A 19,295-nucleotide genomic window follows, 5' to 3' on the forward strand; every position below is an offset into this window, starting at 1 on the left:
ATATTAATGAATAAAGTGTATTTTTAATTTAAATATTTATTTTGAAGCTTTTTATCCAGGAATAGAGTAATTTTACCTTATCTCAAAATCATCACTTAATTTGCCTGTATTTGTATCCAAAACATAGCCTCGATAGCTAAAAGCATATATTTGTTTTGTTTTTGTATTATAAGCAAGAGAATCTACAGGTTTATCATAAATAACTTTTGCTCCGGTTTCTTTATCAATATAGTAGGGCTTTTCTACGTACCATAATATATTTCCTTCTAAATCATAACACCAGATGCTACGATTATAATCAAAATTGGGGATTGACTCTTTAATCTCATCAGGATCATATGCTACAATTATTCTATCAACCATAATAATAGCACTTCCAACATAATATGGAAATTCTTTATATTGGTCATGAATCTTAAAAATATTACTTTTAGGAGTTATTACTTCTATCATTCTAAAGGTATTCCTGGTTTAAACCATTTGTCTTTAACTGGATTCATAAAATAAAACTGTGTTCCTTTACCTTTACCTCCAAAATTCCTTTCTTGTACAATTCCTATGGCAATTCTAGGGTTCTGGATCAAGTAGAGGGTCAAAGTTGATCTAAATGTGCTACGTTAGTAGCTTGAAAAACGTACATATAAGAATCAACAATGCCGAGATTTGATATTATCGTAAATTTACCCGGAATAAAAGTGAAAAATATAGAAGCAGTAGTGAAACTTTGAGAAAAGAAATCTTTGCCCTATATAATAAGGGTGTGTCTAGAAAAGATTTGGCCAAGCTAGTTGGAGTGAGTACCTCAACTATAGAGCGCTGCTACCATGCGCTTTATAAGTCAGAGAATAAGGAGTTTAACTCTCGTCTAGTCCCGCGAGTACTTGGCATTGATGAGCATTCTTTTTCGAAGAAGCAAGGATTTGCTACGACATGCTGTAATCTGGCAAGAGATAATATCTTTGATGTGGTTAAAGGCAAATCAGCAAAAGATTTAGAAGATTATCTAAGCAAACTAGAAGGTAGAGAAATGGTTAGAGTGGTCTGTATTGATACTCGTTACCGCTATCATGCAATTATTAGAAAATGGTTCCCCAATGCTAAGATCGTGGCTGACAGATTCCACGTGATTAGGTTGGTCAATTACTATTTTGTTAAGCAAGCGCAAATGATTGATCCTGAAACTAAACACAAGCGAAGTTATGTAAAACTACTTATGATGCATAAGAAAAATATGACAGAAGAACAATCAAGGAGGTTTAAACAATATTTAGAAGGTCATCCAGCAATCAGATCAATATATGAGTTTAAGGAGAAATTGATCAACTGCCTGCGTGAGAAACGCAAATCAAAGCCCAGTGTTAAATATGATCTGATCCCGGTATTTTTAGAAGCTATCAAAGAACTGAAAAATAGTAGCTTTACCTTATTACAAACTCTAGGTAAGACTTTAAGTGAGTGGAAAGATGAAAGAGGGCGAATGTGGAGATTTAGCAGAAATAATGGTATTACCGAAGGCTTTCATAGAAAAATGAAATTGATACAAAGACGTACTTATGGATTTAAGAATTTTGAAAATTATAGATTGCGAGTTAAAGTCTTATGTTCTTAACTAACAACTTCAATTTTGCCCCACTTTTTGATACAGACCCCTCTAAGTAAAGCAATTCTAATAAAACTAACAATAATATAAATTATTTTTTTACTAAAATTATATCTTAAAAACTTTATATTATTTATTTTAAAAGTAGCACGAAGGTAGCACTAAATATTTAAGTATAAAAAAAATTCTCACCAACACTAGAGAAAAGCTGGCGCGCCCTAAGAGATTCGAACTCCTGACCCACAGATTAGAAATCTGTTGCTCTATCCTGCTGAGCTAAGGGCGCAAATAACCAAATGCAATTTATGATATTCGATCACGAAAATCAACAGTAAAATGTAAATTTACAAATAAAATTATAGATCCTTTATGGTCAAACTATAACGAGACTTCAATTTACTATCTATAAAATCTTTTTTACAAGCTAATGAATTTATAGTATACCCTAATTATAAGTTATATAATTTAAAATATATTTAACCGAGATGTATTCTACTTTTGCTAAGACATATCTTTTAATAAATTGGTTCAAAAAAATGGGGTTAGAACGTAAACTCACATTTATACTGACTATTTTATCCGTTATATGCGGTATATCCACTTATAGTGCTGCCACTAAAACAACGAATAATATGGGGCCGGATCCACACATTGTAATTAGTTTGGTATTAATAGATTTAATTTTATTACTTGCTCTAACTATTCTCATTAGCCGCCGTTTAATGGGATTATGGGTGAATAGACAGAAACATTTTGATGGTTCTCGTCTACAAACTCGTATTATGATTATGTTTAGCCTAGTTTCTGCAGTACCTACAATTATAGTTGCAACTTTTTCTATAATGTTTTTCAATTATGGTATTCAATCTTGGTTTAATGCTAGAGTAAGTACTGCTCTTGAAGAATCAGTAGCTGTTGCAGATGCATATTTAAAGGAGCATCGTGATAATATTAGAGCAGATTCTTTGGCCATGTCTAAAGATTTAAATAGACACGTTTCTGATCTTCTTGATGATCCAGTCTTTTTTAATCATGTTTTAAGTGATCAGTCTGTATATCGTTCACTTACAGAAGCATTAGCATTCCGAGGAAGTGATAAAAAAATTATAGCCAAAGGTTATTTAAGTTTTGCCTTAACTTTTGAATTAGAAAAATTACCTGAAGAATATTTAGAGCGTGCAGATACAGGAGAAGTAGTTATATTAACTAATGAACATGATCGTGTTAGAGCTCTAATTAAGTTAGACAATTTTTTTGATACCTATCTACTGGTTGGGCGTCCTGTAGATAGTCAAGTTTTAAATCATATGCAAAATACTCGCGGCGCTGTAAATGAGTATATACGTTTAAAATCTAGTATTTCAAATTTACAAATTGAATTTTCATTTATATTTCTATTAGTCTCATTATTACTTACACTTGCTGCAATGTCTATAGGGATATTATTTGCCTCTACGATTGCTAAACGTATCAATCGTCTTATTATCACTACAGAAAAAGTAAAAGCTGGTGATCTATCCGCGCGCGTTAGAGAAGAAATATATAATGATGAAATTACCTTGCTTAGTAAAGCTTTTAATAATATGACTCAAAAACTTGAACAACAACGTACAGAATTGATAGAAGCGAGTAAGCAAATAGATGCAAGACGTCATTTCAGTGAAACTGTGATAGCAGGGGTTTCGGCTGGTATTATTGTGTTATCTAAAGAGCAAACAATTACTATGATTAATCGTTCTGCTTGTAATTTACTATCAACAGATACGTCTGTGGCATATAAACAAGATTTTTCTACTTTCTGCCCTGAAATGGCTATTTTATTAGAGAATATAGACAAGGAAATTAATACATTAGATAATAAAGAAATAACAATTATACGTAATAATAAAAAATATATATTACTTGCACGTATTGTTACAGAACAACTTAATAATAATATTATTGGTTATATAGTAACATTTGATGATGTAACAGATCTCATTACAGCGCAGCGTAGCGCTGCTTGGACAGATATTGCAAGGCGTATCGCACATGAGATCAAAAATCCTCTTACACCTATTAGGCTTGCTGCTGAGCGTATTAAAAGAAAATATGATAAAGAAGTAAATGATAAAGAATTATTAGCTAAATATACTAATACAATTATAAGGCATGTGGCTGATATAGGTGGTATTGTAGAAGAATTTGTTAATTTTGCACGCATGCCAGCGCCAATTTTTACTCCTAGCAACATATGCGAACTTATTAATAATACTATTTTTTCTAGGCAATGTGCTGTAACAAATGTTTTATATGTTACGGAATTACCAATATTACCTATAGTTATTAATTGTGATGTTAATCAAATTGATCGAGCTTTAACTAATATTTTTAAAAATGCTGAAGAATCAATAGAAAGTAGGCTTAATAGTAAAGAAATAGAAGAGGGGATTATTAAGATAAACATTATTTCAGAAAAAAGTTACTTTATTATAGATATTATTGATAATGGTGCTGGTTTTCCAGAAGAATTGTTAGATAGAGTAACTGAGCCGTATGTAACCAATAAAACCAAAGGTACGGGGCTTGGCCTTGCAATAGTAAAAAAAATTATTGAAGATCATAATGGTACTATAAAATTTTCGAATTTATCTACGATTGGAGCAAAAATTCAAATTACTTTACCATATAACTAATCAACCATCACCCTCGGAAAGCTTTGCCTTCCGAATATGATAGTTTAATAGATCTAATTATTTAATATACCCCTCATCCGCAGATAGGGAGAAATGAAATATATTATATTCTTGACTATAGTTTTTTCAGCTTCCTTACATAGTGTCGTCCCAAATAAAACTTATAATTAACTATAGTGTTTTACAAAAGTGATGGTTATGGAAACTATACCGGACAAAAACCATAATTTTGAGCTATATAATCTAATATATGCAATTCAGCTATTAGGCCTTAGAAAATAATTATACTTTAGGCGATAGAAAAACTAAACAAAAGGAGAGTTTGATAAATAAGGGTAAGCGTATATTGACTCCATATTTATATAAAATTTATATAAACTAATTGATTTTTCTTTAATATTCATTTATCGCTTTATAAATAAAATTATAAGTGAAAAACATTGGAAAATAGATAGATAAAAAAATAATGATTGATATATGCAAGGAATAATTATGTTATCAAATAATTTCAAGGCACTTACTAAATATTATGAGCAGGAGTTGATTAACAATTTTATGCTTAAGATGAAGGTTTTTTTTCCTGGTTATAAGTTAGTTCCTAATGAAAATATGGTATATTTTTATATGTTAGGCGAAGCATGTAAATCTAAGAATGTAGATCTTGTATATCATGTAATATTACATGTAAAAAAATGTGATCGTAGCGCATTAATTTTCAATACTATTATGGTGGGTTATATTAATATACTGGATTTGCTCTTAGAATTACCAATAAACACCTCAGATCGTGAAGACATAATTTATGAGCATGCTAATGAATTATTAAAGCTGTTTATTGGGCATTGCAATTTTACAGGCGTTGATAAATTATTTCAAATAATAACTAGTCAAGAAAAACTTGATGCTATTATTCATGCAGAGGATAATATAATCTTTAAATCCGGAGTTGCTCTTCAGAATATATCTGGAGCTCAATTTATACTAAGTTTAGATCCAGAATGTATAGAAATAGTTATATCACACTGCAAAAATCCATTACTTAAAAAACAAATTGAAGATAGTAAAGAATTTAGCCAAAAATTGTATCAAATACGTATTAATAATCCAGAAATATCTATTATTAAAATTTTACAGATGAAAGAATATGCAGAAAGCAAAGATGTTAAAAATTTAGTAGAAGTAAGTAAATCAATGCTTGGTTTGTCTGAGCCAGCTATGGATATTATCCTTAAAGAATTTGATCTTCAAAATAAGTTATCAGCGGAGGAAAGAAGAGAGGTGCTTAAGGCGATGGCTAAAGTTTCAAGTAACCAGCAAAAATCTGAAGTAACCTTTGTAAATAAAATAATTAACGAAAGAATTACTAATAAAGATTATAATTTAGGAATTAGTTAACTTTACTTGAGAGGAGATATCGTGCAGAATATAGAATATGATATTGACGAAGAAAAAAAACGTCAAGTAATTGAAAAAATTAAATCGAATTCTTCGCGTTATAATTTTCTAATATTTAGAGGTATGAATTCTTCAGTAGTCTCTGATATAATAGAAATAATTAAAAAAGAATATAAAAATAATAATATAGAAACTATATCGAGTATTATAAAATATATAAATGAAGCTTTTTTTAATGAGATATTCAGAAGTCTTCTCCATGATTATGATGGTCAAATTTTAAATTGGGTGGATAAATTACCAATAATCGCAGAAGAACGTAAAAATAAAATAAACAATAATGCTGATCACATATTCTATAGAGCTGTGAAAAACTATGATCTTGTTACTATAGATAAATTGTTTTGCAACCTAACTGATCTTGATAAAAAGCGTAGGACTATAGATAAAGGGTTTTTCTCAATCAATGATATAAATAAAGATTTAATTATAATACAACTTATATTAAGTTTTCATCCAGCTCTTGAGCAAGCAATATTTGCAAATATTGATAATGAGTTTTTAAAACAACAAGTTATTGAAGCTAAAGAATTTAGCCAAAAATTATATCAAATACGTATTAATAATCCAAAAATATCTATTATTAAAATTTTACAGATGAAAGAATATGCAGAAAGCAAAGATGTTAAAAATTTAGTAGAAGTAAGTAAATCAATGCTTGGTTTATCTGAGCCAGCTATGGATATTATCCTTAAAGTATTTGATCCCCAAAACAAGTTATCAGCGGAGGAAAGAAGAGAGGTGCTTAAGGCGATGGCTAAAGTTTCAAGTAACCAGCAAAAATCTGAAGTAAGCTTTGTAGAAAAAATTTTACAAGGACAAGTTATGGAAATAGCTCGATAAAAGAGAATTAGTTTTATAATAAAATTAATAATTTTTCTTTTATTAATATTCTTGATATTAATTATAGTATATATTAAATTTAAATAAAATAATTAATATTTGGAGGGGGAGGGTGATTATGTTGTCAGGCAATATTGAAGAGCTTATTGTGCATTATAGGCAAGAATATTTGAAGAAATTTACACAAAATATGACGATGGATATGGAAATATCAGACTTTAAAGATAATCTTACTGATACTGAAATATATGAATATATGTTAGAAAAGGCCTGCGAATCTAATGATATACAGCTTGTTGATATGCTAAGATTGAAAATGCATGAAATATATTTTCAATTAGACCTTGTTAATATAATTAAAAAGGGTAATTTAAATACACTAGATTTGCTCTTAAAACTACCAATAACTGCTTCAGATTGTGAAGACATCATTTATAAGCATGCTAAGAAATTATTAAATTTCTTTATAGAACATAGCAGCTTTACAGGGATAGATAAATTATTTCAAATAATAACTACTCAAGCAAAGCGAGATGCTATTCTTCATGATAATAAAGATAGCATGTTTATATTTGCTGTGGAAAAAGGTAATTTATATATTTTAGAAAAATTTATTGAATTAACGCCAAATTTAGAAAAATGCATAGAAATGCTGCATAGCAATTATAATAAGGTATTTAGAAGGATAGAAGAATATAATCCTCTATCTAATCAAACTCAATATACTATGAATGCTATATCTCCAAAGGATGGAGTAAAAGCTAGTAAATTATCTTTATCTCAATTTTTACTTATTATATCGCCAAATAGCCTTTTGATATCTGGCATTATCTGTTCGACATCTGCTTGTTTTGGAGAAGATGCTTTAAATAAATTACGTACACTAGTAACTAAGGGCTCTATATCTTTCTGCGGTACGTGATGTTCGCCAAATAGCCTTTTGATATCTGGTACTATCTGTTCGATATCTGTCTGCCTTGGAGAAGATGCTTTAGTATCTACCTTTCCTAGTTCTGGCTTTATATTTTTTTGAGTATTTAATGATAGGGATTTTTGTTCTAAGTGGATTTTGTTAGTATTAGTAAGGTCAGTTTCACTATCGGATATATCTGTGCCGCTGCTTATACCCGAATCATCTAAATCATATATGTTGTTTAATGTTGAGCTCTGGTCTTGAAAAGAAGGTATATTAATTGTATTTTTATCAGTAAATTTTTCTAATTGCGTAAATGAATTTTCTAGTTTTATCCACAGATCATTTGGAGAGAAAGTTTGAGAAGGATTAAAAGTAGCTTCTACATCTTCAGGTATAGTTTCTAAAGACGGCTTATAGTTTCCTTGCATTTTATCCATTTGATTTTGTAAAGTTACTTCAGTTTCCCGTATTAAATTAGAGATATTTTTTAATTCTTTGCTTATATTTTTGGACAAATCAAAGACTTGATTATGTAATTCTTCTCCATACTGAATGTATTGTTTTAATATATGTTGAATATTGCCCGAAATTTCATTTATATGTTCTTCTAATAACATTTGATATTGGGAATCAAGATCATTTCTGATTTCCCTTGAGTATTTTGTATTGATTTGTATGCTATTTCTTTCTACTTTTTTTAGAATTTCTTCAAGGTCTCTCTGATTTATTTTTTGATATTTTTCTAAATTTTCAAATAAATTCTGTAGGCTATTAGTAAAATCTTCTGCATTATCAAGATATAAAAATTTACTTCTTAATATTTCTTCCTGACCTAAAGATAAAGCTTTGGAAGTACTTAATTTTTGAGGTAATTGCTTATCTGTTAAATTTATGCGTCCAGTAAATTCTGGGCTTTTCTTTGGTTCTGTAGGGATTTTTTCTGCACTTATTTTGTGTAATTTGTTGCTGAGCTCTTGAAATTTTTTATAATCCTTGCCATCAATAGAAAATTCAATTCTAGCTTCGTGCGCATGCTTTCCTGCTGATAAAGCAGCAGATCTAGCAGTTTGTGCCATATTTCTCTGATAGCGATTTGATTTTATTTCATTGACTAATTGTAAAATTTCTTTTGATATATTATTATATTCTTCATTCTGAGTAGGTTCATTTACCACGCTTTTAACTAACTCACCTAAAGCATCTATTTCTTCTTTTAGATTTACTCTATGATTAAGAGAGGGGGTTATTCTTTTGTCTAGCTTGGTGATGATTTCTTCCGATACTCTTTGTTGCGTGTCTTGGGATGGGCCTACATTTTTCTCAGTTATTTTTTGGATAGCTTTAGGTATAAGTTGAAATATAGGGATGCTGCTATATTGTATGTCTGATTTATTATTTATAGGAAGTAATTTTGTAAGCTTATTACTATATTCTAATAGCTTAGAAAAATCTGATGGAGATATTAAAACATCAAGCTCCCCCTTTTCACGTCTACCATTCTTACCTATTTTTAATCCTTCAACCTTACCAATAGAAATCGGAAGATTATTTAAATAAATTTGATAAGCTTGAGTTCCTTTGGTTGCATTTTTTAGCTAATTTAAATTAGCTTGTTGCTCTCCTTGATATGGACCTGATTTTGTAGGATCTATTTTATCTACCAAGAGCTGTATATATTTAACTAAGTTTTGTACAGCTACTTTATTTTCTACTTTTATATCTTCTAGATGTGCCATATTAATCAAAGAAAAGTTTTTGATAAGATAACCTAATTCTTCTGTTGTTTTTTCACTAATTTTAGGCTCATTATTTTGTGAGTTAGTATGATTTTTAATATTTTTTGGCATATTATCCTCATAAATTATGACTATCAATCTTACCCTTTCATATTGCAAGGTGAATTGCTAATAAGTTAATAAGGCAAAAGAAATTTATTTGTTTAATTTATAGTCGACGTAATTTAAATATAGCCATGTAGCTCATCTACTACCTGTGTCTTATTCCAAATGATTATTTTAACAATTAACTATTTTAAATTGCTTTGACTATAAGAGATTAAAATCTCCTATTTGTCTGAGTCTCATTAGTTAATATTATTATCAATCTATTGATAATTAGTTAATATTATAATTTATAAATTGAAATTTAATATATTTATTAGTCATTTTTTGTGTAAAAGCGCACAACTATAGTTCTTTCAGTTGAATTAACAGATAGTAATGGTGAGCGCAACCTAGTTTTTGTTAGGTTAGCGAAGAGTGGTGCATATGCTAATTATAATTTGTTATTAATTTAGTAAAAAGACTCCAGTAAATTAAGTTGTGGTTGGGACTAGGAGCGATAAGCGAAGCCTACAATTAGTAAGAGAGCTTTGAGCGAACTGTGTCCCGAGTGCAAATCAATTTACTATATTTATATAATATACAAACTTCTTATATAGCTAAGAACCTATTCTAATCAATAATATTCAATCTTATCTTTTCTTTTAAAAATAAAAAGCTTTTAAGATATTATGAAATTTGACATGTTTGTTTTGATTCTTTTTGTCGACCTATTAAAACATGCTCTGTGTGATATCTTTTTGAGGTAGGATGAAAATGATCTACTTTAGGATCGTATTCATTGTAAATATACAGTTCAGGCGATTTTGGAATATTTTTATTAATATATAATTCATATTCCTCACAAATAGTCTTATAAATCGTTAGATTCTTATCCTTGTCAAGATTACAAAAAAAATTCTTATAATAATCTTTTTCTTCCGATAATAAATCCTCTCTAAAGATATGCTTACCAAATATGCTTACCAAGATATTCTATCAACGGTCCTTTATCATAATCATATCTTATATTCCCTTTCTGATTTTTAAATTCTACAATTTCATACGCTATATGATACAATTCTTTTAAATATTCTTGTACATTAGTCTTATAATTTTTATTATCTCTTTCTGTGGGTAATAGGATATTAGTTAGTCTATCTCTAATTGAGCGGTATTTCTCCATTAATAGCATATTTTTCTCCTATCATTCAATCGCTAATCTAATTATTTTTATAACAATTAGTTTAATAAATAATTAAAGTTTAATATTATCATATTATAACAAATACATAAAAGCTTAAAGTAGTATATGCCGCTACCCACACACTTAGCAAAATCATAATTTTATTCTAATTTTTATTGTTCAAATAATAACCTACCTATTTATAATGAAGCATGATACTATGAATATGTAAACATTATAAAAATAAAATATTTAAGCAGAAAAATAGTCAATTAAATTATATAATAGGGATTTATGTGTTAATATATTTTTTCTTTTATAAATGTTTTATATGTAATAACTATGTAACTAATAAATTACTAATTATCATTTAGGGTTATATAAATGTGAAAAATATTTGCATTTACTATTGCAGCGTATATAAATTGATAATGTTATACAAATTACACGATGGGTATATGAAAGTTGCTAAATCTATAATTGATTATTCTAATTCTGCTTGGACGTATCAAAGTGCCGAACAATATGATAAATATTATTCAGGTGGTACAAGATCTATGTATAATTATTTATATAACAATAAAATTACTTCACATGATTTTCATATAATACAAAAAGCTATTTTAAAAGTAGCACAATATAAAGATTCTATAGATATAATGGATTTTGGCTGCGGAAATGGTAGGCATCAAGTTGTATATGAGAGTATTGCTAGTTCTCTAGAAAAAAAAGGAAAAAAAATTAACTTAATTGCATATGAAATTAGTAAAACCGCTTTAGAATATTATATTAATATGTTACTTGCCAATGGATTTTGGGAAAGCGATAAAAAACCTGATAATAATAAAATTATTAAAATCTTGACCAAAAATAACATTACAGTACATTTTTTTTATGCTAATATACAGGACAACCTTGATGATCTTGCTAAATTGATAGGTAAATTAGATATTACTTTTTCTATATTTGGAGTACTTGCTCATATACAAACTAGAGCTTTGAGGCAAAATACTATGTCATTCTTAGGAAATATTACTACCTCTGAGATAATTCTTTCCCTTCCAGGAAGGCGAGTATTACTAAAAGAGCAACAAGCTTTTAAAACATTGAGGGAAGGTAAATTTAATATACAAATTGATGGTCAAGATTTAAATTTAGAAGAAGGCGATTTATTGTATTCAAGAAATCATAACGGTGTACATATTGAAAACTTTTTTCATATATATCACGCTATAAAGGAAATTGAAGAGGATGCGAGAGAATCTAGTTTAAATGTTAACCTACTTAGAATCAATAAAATATTAAGTGAGGCTTTATTGTTAAAATATCCACTTTTATCCATGATTGACGAATATATTGCTATCGCATTATCATATATTTTGCCTAATATATTAAAGGAAAAGTTGGTTAGTTATTATTTAGTTTCAGTAAGTAAGCAAAAATAAGGTTATAATTAATTAATGTCTAATAATCGTTATTATTCTCTGTGGACACGTTTTATAGTTATTACTATATTATTTGGTTTTGTATTATTATCCTATGTTACATGGAAATTTGAAGATATCAGACGCCAGAGCGTATTAGTACGTCTAATGAGTAGTGCGGATATTATTGAAAAGCACTTAACCCACACAATTACTTATACCGAAAACAAAATGCGTTTTTTAGGAGAAATTATTGATGATGAAAGTCAGTCAGGTAAAGACTTAAAATATATATATAAGCTGTTACGTTTATTTGCATTAGATCCAAAAATCTATGCTATTTCCTCATGGAGTGCTATAGGCTGGGTAAACGCTCAAAAAAATGCAGTAGTAGATAGTGCTCATGGTATATTAAAGAAACCTATCTATTTAGGACATAGAGAATATGTTGTAGAATCCGCAAAAACTAATTGGGTAATGCATTTCGATCCAGTAAATTTTGGTTACATAAGTGGAAAATGGATTATTCCAGCTGGCATAGGCATATCTAATGATCAAGGAGAATATATAGGTACATTAACTATTGGATTCGAAATTTTTAGCTTATCTAGAGTTTTGTATAGCTTAATTAAAGACCAGAATTTAAGTTATGCTATAATTGATCCACAATCCATGCAAATAGTATTAGAGGCTCCTAATCAATCTATAGTTTCAAATAAACCTATATTATATGCTCTACAAAATATTGATTTTCGCTATATTAAAACTGTTTCTCATACTCCAATGTTTGGTATGGGTGATAGCTATGTCTTTTTAAAACTTGATAAATTACCATTTATATTATGCGTATATAACTCTATAAAAAAAGGGGTATCTTATAAAGCGCTTATACATAGCTTTTTAGCAAATATTACAGAAATATCTTTTTTATTTATTATCATTATACTTTTAATTGTAATATTTTATAGAGGCGTACTAAAACCTATGCTACAACTATCTCAGGCAGCTCATCTTATTTCTCGAGGCAGTACAGAGGTTGAAATTCCTAAAGTTCATAGTATGGAAGCAAGTGATTTAGCTATAGCTCTAAACAATGTTAAAACTTTACTAGAAAGAGAAAGGAAGCTTTCTGCACTAATTTCAAAGGCCCATGTCAATTTAGCTATCGCCAAAGATGGCTTAGAAGAAAAAGTAAGAGCTAGAACACAGGAATTAGAAGATGCTCTTTCAACTAAAACTATATTTTTAAATAATATAAGCCATGAAATTAGAACTCCTACTCAAGGTATTATGTCCATATCACGTGTTTTAGTTGAATATTGGCAAGATTTTTCCAATGAAAGACGTAAAGAGCTAGCTATTTTAGTAAGTAATAATGCTATGAGGTTATTTACTTTGGTAAATAATGTATTAAACCTTGCCAAATTTGACCTAGTTAATATGCAACTCTATCTAGAAAAAGTGAATATAGTAAGCTTGAGTAGCGAGGTTTTAAAAGATTGTAAAATATATACCTATGGTAAAGATTTAGACATTATTTTAGAAACACATGACAAAGATAAAATATATGCCTTAGTGGATAAGGAAAAAATTACCCAAGTTTTATATAATTTAGTAGTTAATGCTATTAAATTTTCCTCTAAAGGAAAAATTATCCTAGAAATTAAAGAAACAGAATTAGATATTTCTGATATAAAAGTACAGGGTTTATATATTTCAATTACAGATGAAGGCTTAGGTATTCCTGCCACAGAATTGGATCATATATTTGAATCATTTATACAAAGCAGTAATACTAAATCTAAAATTAGTGGAATAGGACTCGGTTTATCAATTTGTAGAAGAATAGTTAAAGCACATGGTGGACGTATTTGGGCTGGTAACAATATACCACATGGTGCAAAATTCACATTTATTATACCTATGGGTAATATAGATGATCCTAAATATATAATAGAAAGTCATACATTTTCTGCTAAGGATAATACACAGTTATCTCATACAAAAAAAGCAATTATATTAGCTATCGATGATGAAGAAATATGCTTAACTAGTTTAGAAATGTTATTATACGGCACAAATTATACTTTGATTAAAGCAAATAATGGGTATACTGGTTTAAAATACCTTGAAGATTACAAGATAGATTTAATTTTACTAGATATTATGCTTCCAGATATAGACGGCTTAGTGTTATTAGAAACTATTAAGAAAAATACCAATTTTACCCATATTCCTGTTATCCTGCAGACAGGAATATTAGACTTTGACCGTGAATTATATATGGATAAAATTTCAGACTATATAAGAAAACCTTACCAGAGAGAAGAAATATTAGAAGTAGTTAATAGAGTAATTAATAAATCGGTTACTACTACGCTTTAATAGTTATTAAGTTTATTATTAAGTACTATATTAGGTTTGTTTTAGATGGCCCATAAACTTTTTGATTCTATAACTTTAGGCGTAATGCAAAAATTACAAATACCAGCTATTGCACTAGGTATTATAAAAAAGGGTAGTGTGATATTTAAGAAAACATATGGTGTTTGTGGTTATGATAATCATCTACCTATTAATTCAAAAACTTTATTTCAAATTGCTTCTCTTTCTAAGGGTTTTTTAGGTATATTAATATCTATGCTAGTCGATAATGATATATTAAATTGGGAAGATAAAATTTCCAATTTAAGCTTAAAACAGATAGCGTGTATGAATACTGGATTAGAAGAAAATTTTGGTTCTACTCACCTTAAAGAAAATTATAATAAACATAAATTCGTTCAAATTCTCATAAAGGAACTTTTGTGTTATAATAAAGTTCTCAATATTGATTTTAGTTATCAATATGCAGTATTACTTTTACTAGAAGAAATAATAGAAAGTAAAACTAATGTAAAATGGGAACAATTATTATATAGTAAAATATTATATCCACTACATTTATACAATACTGGCACAAATATTACCAAAAAAATTTCTGAGACTAAAAATATCGCTATACCGTATAACAATAATAATATAAAAATGAATTGGGAAACTTTTCAAGTTAATTCTGCGGCAGGAATGTATTCCTGCCTAGATGATATGTTAGTTTGGCTTAATTTTCATTTATTAGAAGGAATATTTGATAACAAACGCATAGTTTCATTAATTGAGATGCAAAAATTATATAATATACATACTCGTGTTGAAAAGGCACAATGTGTAGATGATTGGGATGTTATTGTATCGACTACATATGGATATTTTTGGTACAATTTAAATCTCAGCTTAGGTAATAAAAGATTAACTATTATAGAGCATAATGGCGATTGTTGTGGAATGTCGTCTTTGATTTCTTATATACCACAAGAGCAAATAGGTATGGTTATACTAACAAATAAACAAACTGTAGGACCATATATATTACGTAGAAAATTTTTAGAGCATATTTTTGCTTATTAAATCTAAAAACTAACTTAAATTATTACAAAATGTTTATAAAATATATATTAATAATTCTCTTTATGTTAAGTGTCATAAATACTAACGCTATGACGCTGGATGAAATTGCAGAACGTTTAACAAATAATAATTATAATTCTCTTGACACAGTACAATTAGAAGCTTTATGGCAAAATTATTATAATACAAATTTAAAAGAAATAGATAAATGGGCACACGCTGAATTGGAACAAGACAAATTTTTGAATTGTACTTTGTTTTATCCTTTTTCTGGACCTGATGTAGTACACATGATGATGTTGTTTCCTAGTTGTAGTTCATATATAATGATTGGATTAGAACCCCCCGGCAAAATATTAAATCTAACTATTGAAAATATTAATTTAGATAAGCTATCGCAAGGTATTTTTTCATTATTACGTAGAAGCTTTTTTATTACAAAAGACATGTGGTCAGATTTTGGTAAACCTAATCATGGGGTAATTATACCTATAGTTGTATTATTAAAAAAGCTTCAATTTAATATTATTAGTTCTGAACAAATTATACTAACTGACGAAGGCAACATAGAACCAAACATTAATGGTAACGGAATTAAATTACAAGTTAAAAATTCTAATAAAAACTTTGTGCAAAATATTTATTATATTAGCACTTCATTAATGAATAAAAATGCTATGGAGCTTTTTTTGAAAAAGCAGGATGCACCTTTAATAACATATTTAAAAGCGGCTCAATATGCATTCTTTGATCCTCGGTTTATACCAATGCGTAATGTTATATTAGAAAAAAGTCGTATGGTATTGCAGGATGATTCTGGTATACCCTTTCGTTATTTTGATAAGAGTTGGATTAAAGAGCTATATGGACAATATGCTGGTCCTTATGGAAAAAGCTTTAAAGGATATAAACAACTTGATCTTTTACATGCATACAGTGTTAATAATACTAAACCTATTAAGTTCAGATTAGGTTATGGTTATGGAAAAGTTCCAAGCTGTTTAATAAAAATGGTAAAACAAGATATAGAAAGTAAGAAATAAGTATTTATCTTCCACAAGGTAATAAAAATATTTAAATTATTATTTTTATTAATAAACCCATTATAAGACTGTTAAAAAGTAAATTAACTTAGAACAAATGCAGCGTAACTTTATTCTCAACTTAATTTACTGGGACTGTTAACCAAATATTTTTAGATAAAATTTGGTCAAAAGATTGCTAACAAAGTCTTTATTAGCAGACCATATACCACGCTCCTCTAGAAAATCCTTCATAAAGACGGTAATATCATTCATAAGTATACTATTATAAGCTTTTCCCTATAGTTTCTTGATTTGAAACAATTATGTAAAAATTATTTAGTTTCTTCAATTACTTTATAATAAAAATTATATTTTTACTATTTTGTAATATTTTATATTTAATATTAGTATATTACTAAATGAAATTTAAAATATAGCTTAAGAAATTTAAATATTACTTCATCGCTTGTTGTTCATGTAATATTTTCATTACCTTTACTATAGAGGTTAGTATAAAATTACTAAAGGTAAAAACATCATATGAAAAATAATTGTTTTGAGCCCCCTAAAGCGTTGCCTAATAAGGAAATAAAATTAATTATGGCAGTAAAAAAAGGATACACAACTGCAGCAGTCGAACTTATAAAATCAGGTGTGAATAAAGAAATTATTGATGATGAAGGCTATACTCCACTTACATTAGCGGTAATAAACGGTCATCTAGATACAGCCAAAGAGCTGCTTAAATTGGGAGCGCGTATTGAAGGCACAGGACGTATATTTACTACTCCCCTATATTACTCTATTAAAAATAATTATCCTAAAATTGCTCAGGAATTGATTGATAGAGGTGCTAAAATATATATTAATATAGAAGATAATAATATTATTAAGTGGCGCACTACCAATGATCTCGTTGAAGTGCCGGAGAATTTTTTACCTATAATAAAGTCAGGTTTATATGCTGAAAGTATTTATTGGGGAACTTCCTCTGTTACTCAATATATTGCTGAAGGTATTAAAATTGATGATGCTTTTCCAAGGTTAAGATATTTATGTAGTACTTTGGGTATAAGACGCTCTTTGTTTCAATTGGATAATTTTCCTTTAGTTATTCAATTAAAAATAGAGGATTTTCTTCATACGATTAATGCATTTGAATATAAGTCTCCTACCTTATCTAGTAAAAGACCACTTTCAATTAGTGCTCCTAATATAGCTTTATAAAAATTATAGTTTGTTGTCCAGATGAAGTCTTGCGCCTTGTATTATTTAAATTGCCTTGACTATATTTATTATATAACGGTATAATATAAATTTTAACTTTAATGTAATACAGTAATTATATATGTTAGCAGCTATATGTAAGGAATTTTTTGAAGTAGTTAATAATAACCAAATTCATATACTAGAAACTTTTTTGAATTCTGAAAATGGTAAAATATTACTTGATGAGCGTGATAGTGATAATAAAACAGCTTTATATATTGCTGCAGAAAAAGGTTTTATAGAAATTGCTAAAATTTTGGTAAAATATGATGCGAATAAAGAAATAATGTATAATGATAAGACCCCTTTAGTTGCTGCCATAATAAATGGATATACAGATATAGTGAATCTATTTATACGATCAGGCGCAGATCTAGATGGAATACATATGGTAGATTATTTTCCATTATATTATGCTTTAAAAGAGAATAGGTTAGAGGTAGCTTCTATATTAATAGATTATGGTGCCGTATTGCCCATAAAATTAATAAAGTGGGAAACCGATTCTGGTCTAGGGAAAAAACTAGTCTGGAATAGGCGTGGAGCAGGGTATATAGATATTCCTAATACATTTCATAACATAATTATAATAGGACTATTGGCGGATAGCATATATGAAGGGGATATTACAAAATTTCATGAATATTTAAATCCTGAAATAGAACTAGAAAAAATCTGTATAAGGTTAACATCTTTATGTTTATTACACCGAAATTTTGGAAGAATAAGAGAGATAAAACCATTCTTATGCTTAGGTATACGTTCTCCTATAGAAAAACTTATAGAATATATTAAAGCGACGCCGGAGCAAATAGTTAACAGTATTGAACAACCGCTTGCTATAATACTTAATCACAAATTTCCAGATAAATTTCCTTCCAAAGAACCTTATAGTAAGATATCTCCTTTTACGCAAGATCCTAGTTTAAAACAAAATTTAGCGAGCTATGGTAAAAATTACAATCTTACACCTGAAGGATTTTTCAAGGAAATATTACAAGAAAATAGACAAAGAAAAATTTTATTTCTTTTAGAGGAATACCCTAATGAAACTCAAATGATCTTTCAGAATATAGATCAATTATTGTTAGAAGATCATCAACGTAGCCAAATTAATAGTTTAAAGAAGAATTATATTAAAGGTCAAAATGTAGATTTAATGAAAGATATTGTAGAAAAAACTCATCAATTATCAGAGCGTACAGTATATTTGGAGAACATTATTGATAAGCAGCAGCGCAACATTACTTTTTTATATCAACGTTTTGAAGCTCAAGAAAAAAGACTAAAAAAAATAATGTCTAATATAAATGTTGATGAACAATATAGAGAACAATGGCAAAGTAATAGCGATATAATAGGTAAATTTACAGCTGAAATAGTAAATAATAAAAATAAAGAAACTCTATCTCCGTCAAAAAATTAAATTTTATATTTTAATTATGCATAAGTACAATTTTTGTAAAGGGATATTATAGAGTAAATTAATTTGAATTCGGGATACAGTTATAGTTTCTTGATTTGAGTTAGCATATGCGTTACTCTTCACTAACCTAACAAAAAGTAAATTTTACTCATCATTCCTGTCTTCTCAAGAAGCTGAAAAAATTATAGGTAAAAGCTTTATTTTAGCCT

Annotated in this window: 16 protein-coding genes and 1 tRNA gene; 11 read left to right on the forward strand and 6 right to left on the reverse strand. The window is 28.3% G+C overall.

Features of this window, described 5'->3' with window-relative positions:
• Nucleotides 1-72: 72 nt before the first annotated feature.
• The gene (locus NOVO_07800; GenBank protein ID AIL65895.1) at nucleotides 73-453 is read right to left on the reverse strand and encodes a hypothetical protein; all 381 of its coding nucleotides are present in this window, start codon (nucleotides 451-453) and stop codon (nucleotides 73-75) included.
• Between the two features lie 271 nt (nucleotides 454-724).
• Between NOVO_07800 and NOVO_07805 the strand changes: the two genes are divergently transcribed.
• On the forward strand, nucleotides 725-1,609 hold the full coding sequence (locus NOVO_07805) for a Transposase (GenBank protein AIL65896.1): 885 nt from the start codon (nucleotides 725-727) through the stop codon (nucleotides 1,607-1,609).
• 200 nt (nucleotides 1,610-1,809) lie between these two features.
• Here NOVO_07805 and NOVO_07810 read toward each other — a convergent pair.
• Nucleotides 1,810-1,886, reverse strand: a tRNA-Arg gene (locus tag NOVO_07810).
• Between the two features lie 199 nt (nucleotides 1,887-2,085).
• Here NOVO_07810 and NOVO_07815 point away from each other — a divergent pair.
• The 4 genes from NOVO_07815 (at nucleotide 2,086) to NOVO_07830 (ending at nucleotide 7,495) form a co-directional block, all read left to right on the forward strand.
• Nucleotides 2,086-4,275: a Sensor histidine kinase gene (locus tag NOVO_07815; protein ID AIL65897.1), complete on the forward strand. Its 2,190-nt coding sequence runs from the start codon at nucleotides 2,086-2,088 to the stop codon at nucleotides 4,273-4,275.
• Nucleotides 4,276-4,767: 492 nt separating this feature from the next.
• Nucleotides 4,768-5,670, forward strand: coding sequence for a hypothetical protein (locus NOVO_07820; GenBank protein AIL65898.1), 903 nt, complete (start codon nucleotides 4,768-4,770; stop codon nucleotides 5,668-5,670).
• Between the two features lie 21 nt (nucleotides 5,671-5,691).
• Entirely contained in the window at nucleotides 5,692-6,573 is an 882-nt protein-coding gene (locus NOVO_07825) for a hypothetical protein (GenBank protein AIL65899.1), read from the forward strand.
• A gap of 118 nt (nucleotides 6,574-6,691) precedes the next feature.
• A complete protein-coding gene (locus NOVO_07830; GenBank protein AIL65900.1) occupies nucleotides 6,692-7,495 on the forward strand; it encodes a hypothetical protein in 804 nt (267 codons plus the stop codon).
• Here NOVO_07830 and NOVO_07835 read toward each other — a convergent pair.
• The 4 genes from NOVO_07835 to NOVO_07855 all read right to left on the reverse strand — a co-directional run bounded on the left by NOVO_07835 (nucleotide 7,354) and on the right by NOVO_07855 (nucleotide 10,504).
• On the reverse strand, nucleotides 7,354-8,664 hold the full coding sequence (locus NOVO_07835) for a hypothetical protein (protein ID AIL65901.1): 1,311 nt from the start codon (nucleotides 8,662-8,664) through the stop codon (nucleotides 7,354-7,356). The two genes, NOVO_07830 and NOVO_07835, sit on opposite strands and share 142 nt — an antisense overlap.
• A 420-nt stretch (nucleotides 8,665-9,084) precedes the next feature.
• Complete coding sequence (locus NOVO_07845; protein AIL65902.1) at nucleotides 9,085-9,336, reverse strand: hypothetical protein; 252 nt, start codon at nucleotides 9,334-9,336, stop codon at nucleotides 9,085-9,087.
• A 663-nt stretch (nucleotides 9,337-9,999) separates the two neighbouring features.
• Nucleotides 10,000-10,299, reverse strand: a complete 300-nt coding sequence (locus tag NOVO_07850) for a hypothetical protein (GenBank protein ID AIL65903.1) — start codon at nucleotides 10,297-10,299, stop codon at nucleotides 10,000-10,002.
• On the reverse strand, nucleotides 10,280-10,504 hold the full coding sequence (locus NOVO_07855; GenBank protein AIL65904.1) for a hypothetical protein: 225 nt from the start codon (nucleotides 10,502-10,504) through the stop codon (nucleotides 10,280-10,282). The genes NOVO_07850 and NOVO_07855 overlap by 20 nt, the downstream gene beginning before the upstream one ends.
• Nucleotides 10,505-10,953: 449 nt before the next feature.
• Here NOVO_07855 and NOVO_07860 point away from each other — a divergent pair, with 449 nt between their 5' ends.
• The 6 genes from NOVO_07860 to NOVO_07885 all read left to right on the forward strand — a co-directional run bounded on the left by NOVO_07860 (nucleotide 10,954) and on the right by NOVO_07885 (nucleotide 19,086).
• Complete coding sequence (locus NOVO_07860; GenBank protein ID AIL65905.1) at nucleotides 10,954-11,940, forward strand: hypothetical protein; 987 nt, start codon at nucleotides 10,954-10,956, stop codon at nucleotides 11,938-11,940.
• Nucleotides 11,941-11,955: 15 nt separating this feature from the next.
• On the forward strand, nucleotides 11,956-14,304 hold the full coding sequence (locus tag NOVO_07865; GenBank protein AIL65906.1) for a Sensor histidine kinase: 2,349 nt from the start codon (nucleotides 11,956-11,958) through the stop codon (nucleotides 14,302-14,304).
• Between the two features lie 45 nt (nucleotides 14,305-14,349).
• The gene (locus NOVO_07870) at nucleotides 14,350-15,366 is read left to right on the forward strand and encodes a beta-lactamase/D-alanine carboxypeptidase (protein ID AIL65907.1); all 1,017 of its coding nucleotides are present in this window, start codon (nucleotides 14,350-14,352) and stop codon (nucleotides 15,364-15,366) included.
• A gap of 62 nt (nucleotides 15,367-15,428) precedes the next feature.
• Complete coding sequence (locus tag NOVO_07875; GenBank protein AIL65908.1) at nucleotides 15,429-16,409, forward strand: hypothetical protein; 981 nt, start codon at nucleotides 15,429-15,431, stop codon at nucleotides 16,407-16,409.
• A gap of 522 nt (nucleotides 16,410-16,931) precedes the next feature.
• On the forward strand, nucleotides 16,932-17,618 hold the full coding sequence (locus NOVO_07880; protein ID AIL65909.1) for an Ankyrin repeat protein: 687 nt from the start codon (nucleotides 16,932-16,934) through the stop codon (nucleotides 17,616-17,618).
• Nucleotides 17,619-17,739: 121 nt separating this feature from the next.
• A complete protein-coding gene (locus tag NOVO_07885; GenBank protein ID AIL65910.1) occupies nucleotides 17,740-19,086 on the forward strand; it encodes an Ankyrin repeat protein in 1,347 nt (448 codons plus the stop codon).
• The last annotated feature ends 209 nt before the right edge of the window (nucleotides 19,087-19,295 follow it).

It is taken from the genome of Rickettsiales bacterium Ac37b, assembly GCA_000746585.2.
Taxonomy (GTDB): domain Bacteria; phylum Pseudomonadota; class Alphaproteobacteria; order Rickettsiales; family Arcanibacteraceae; genus Ac37b.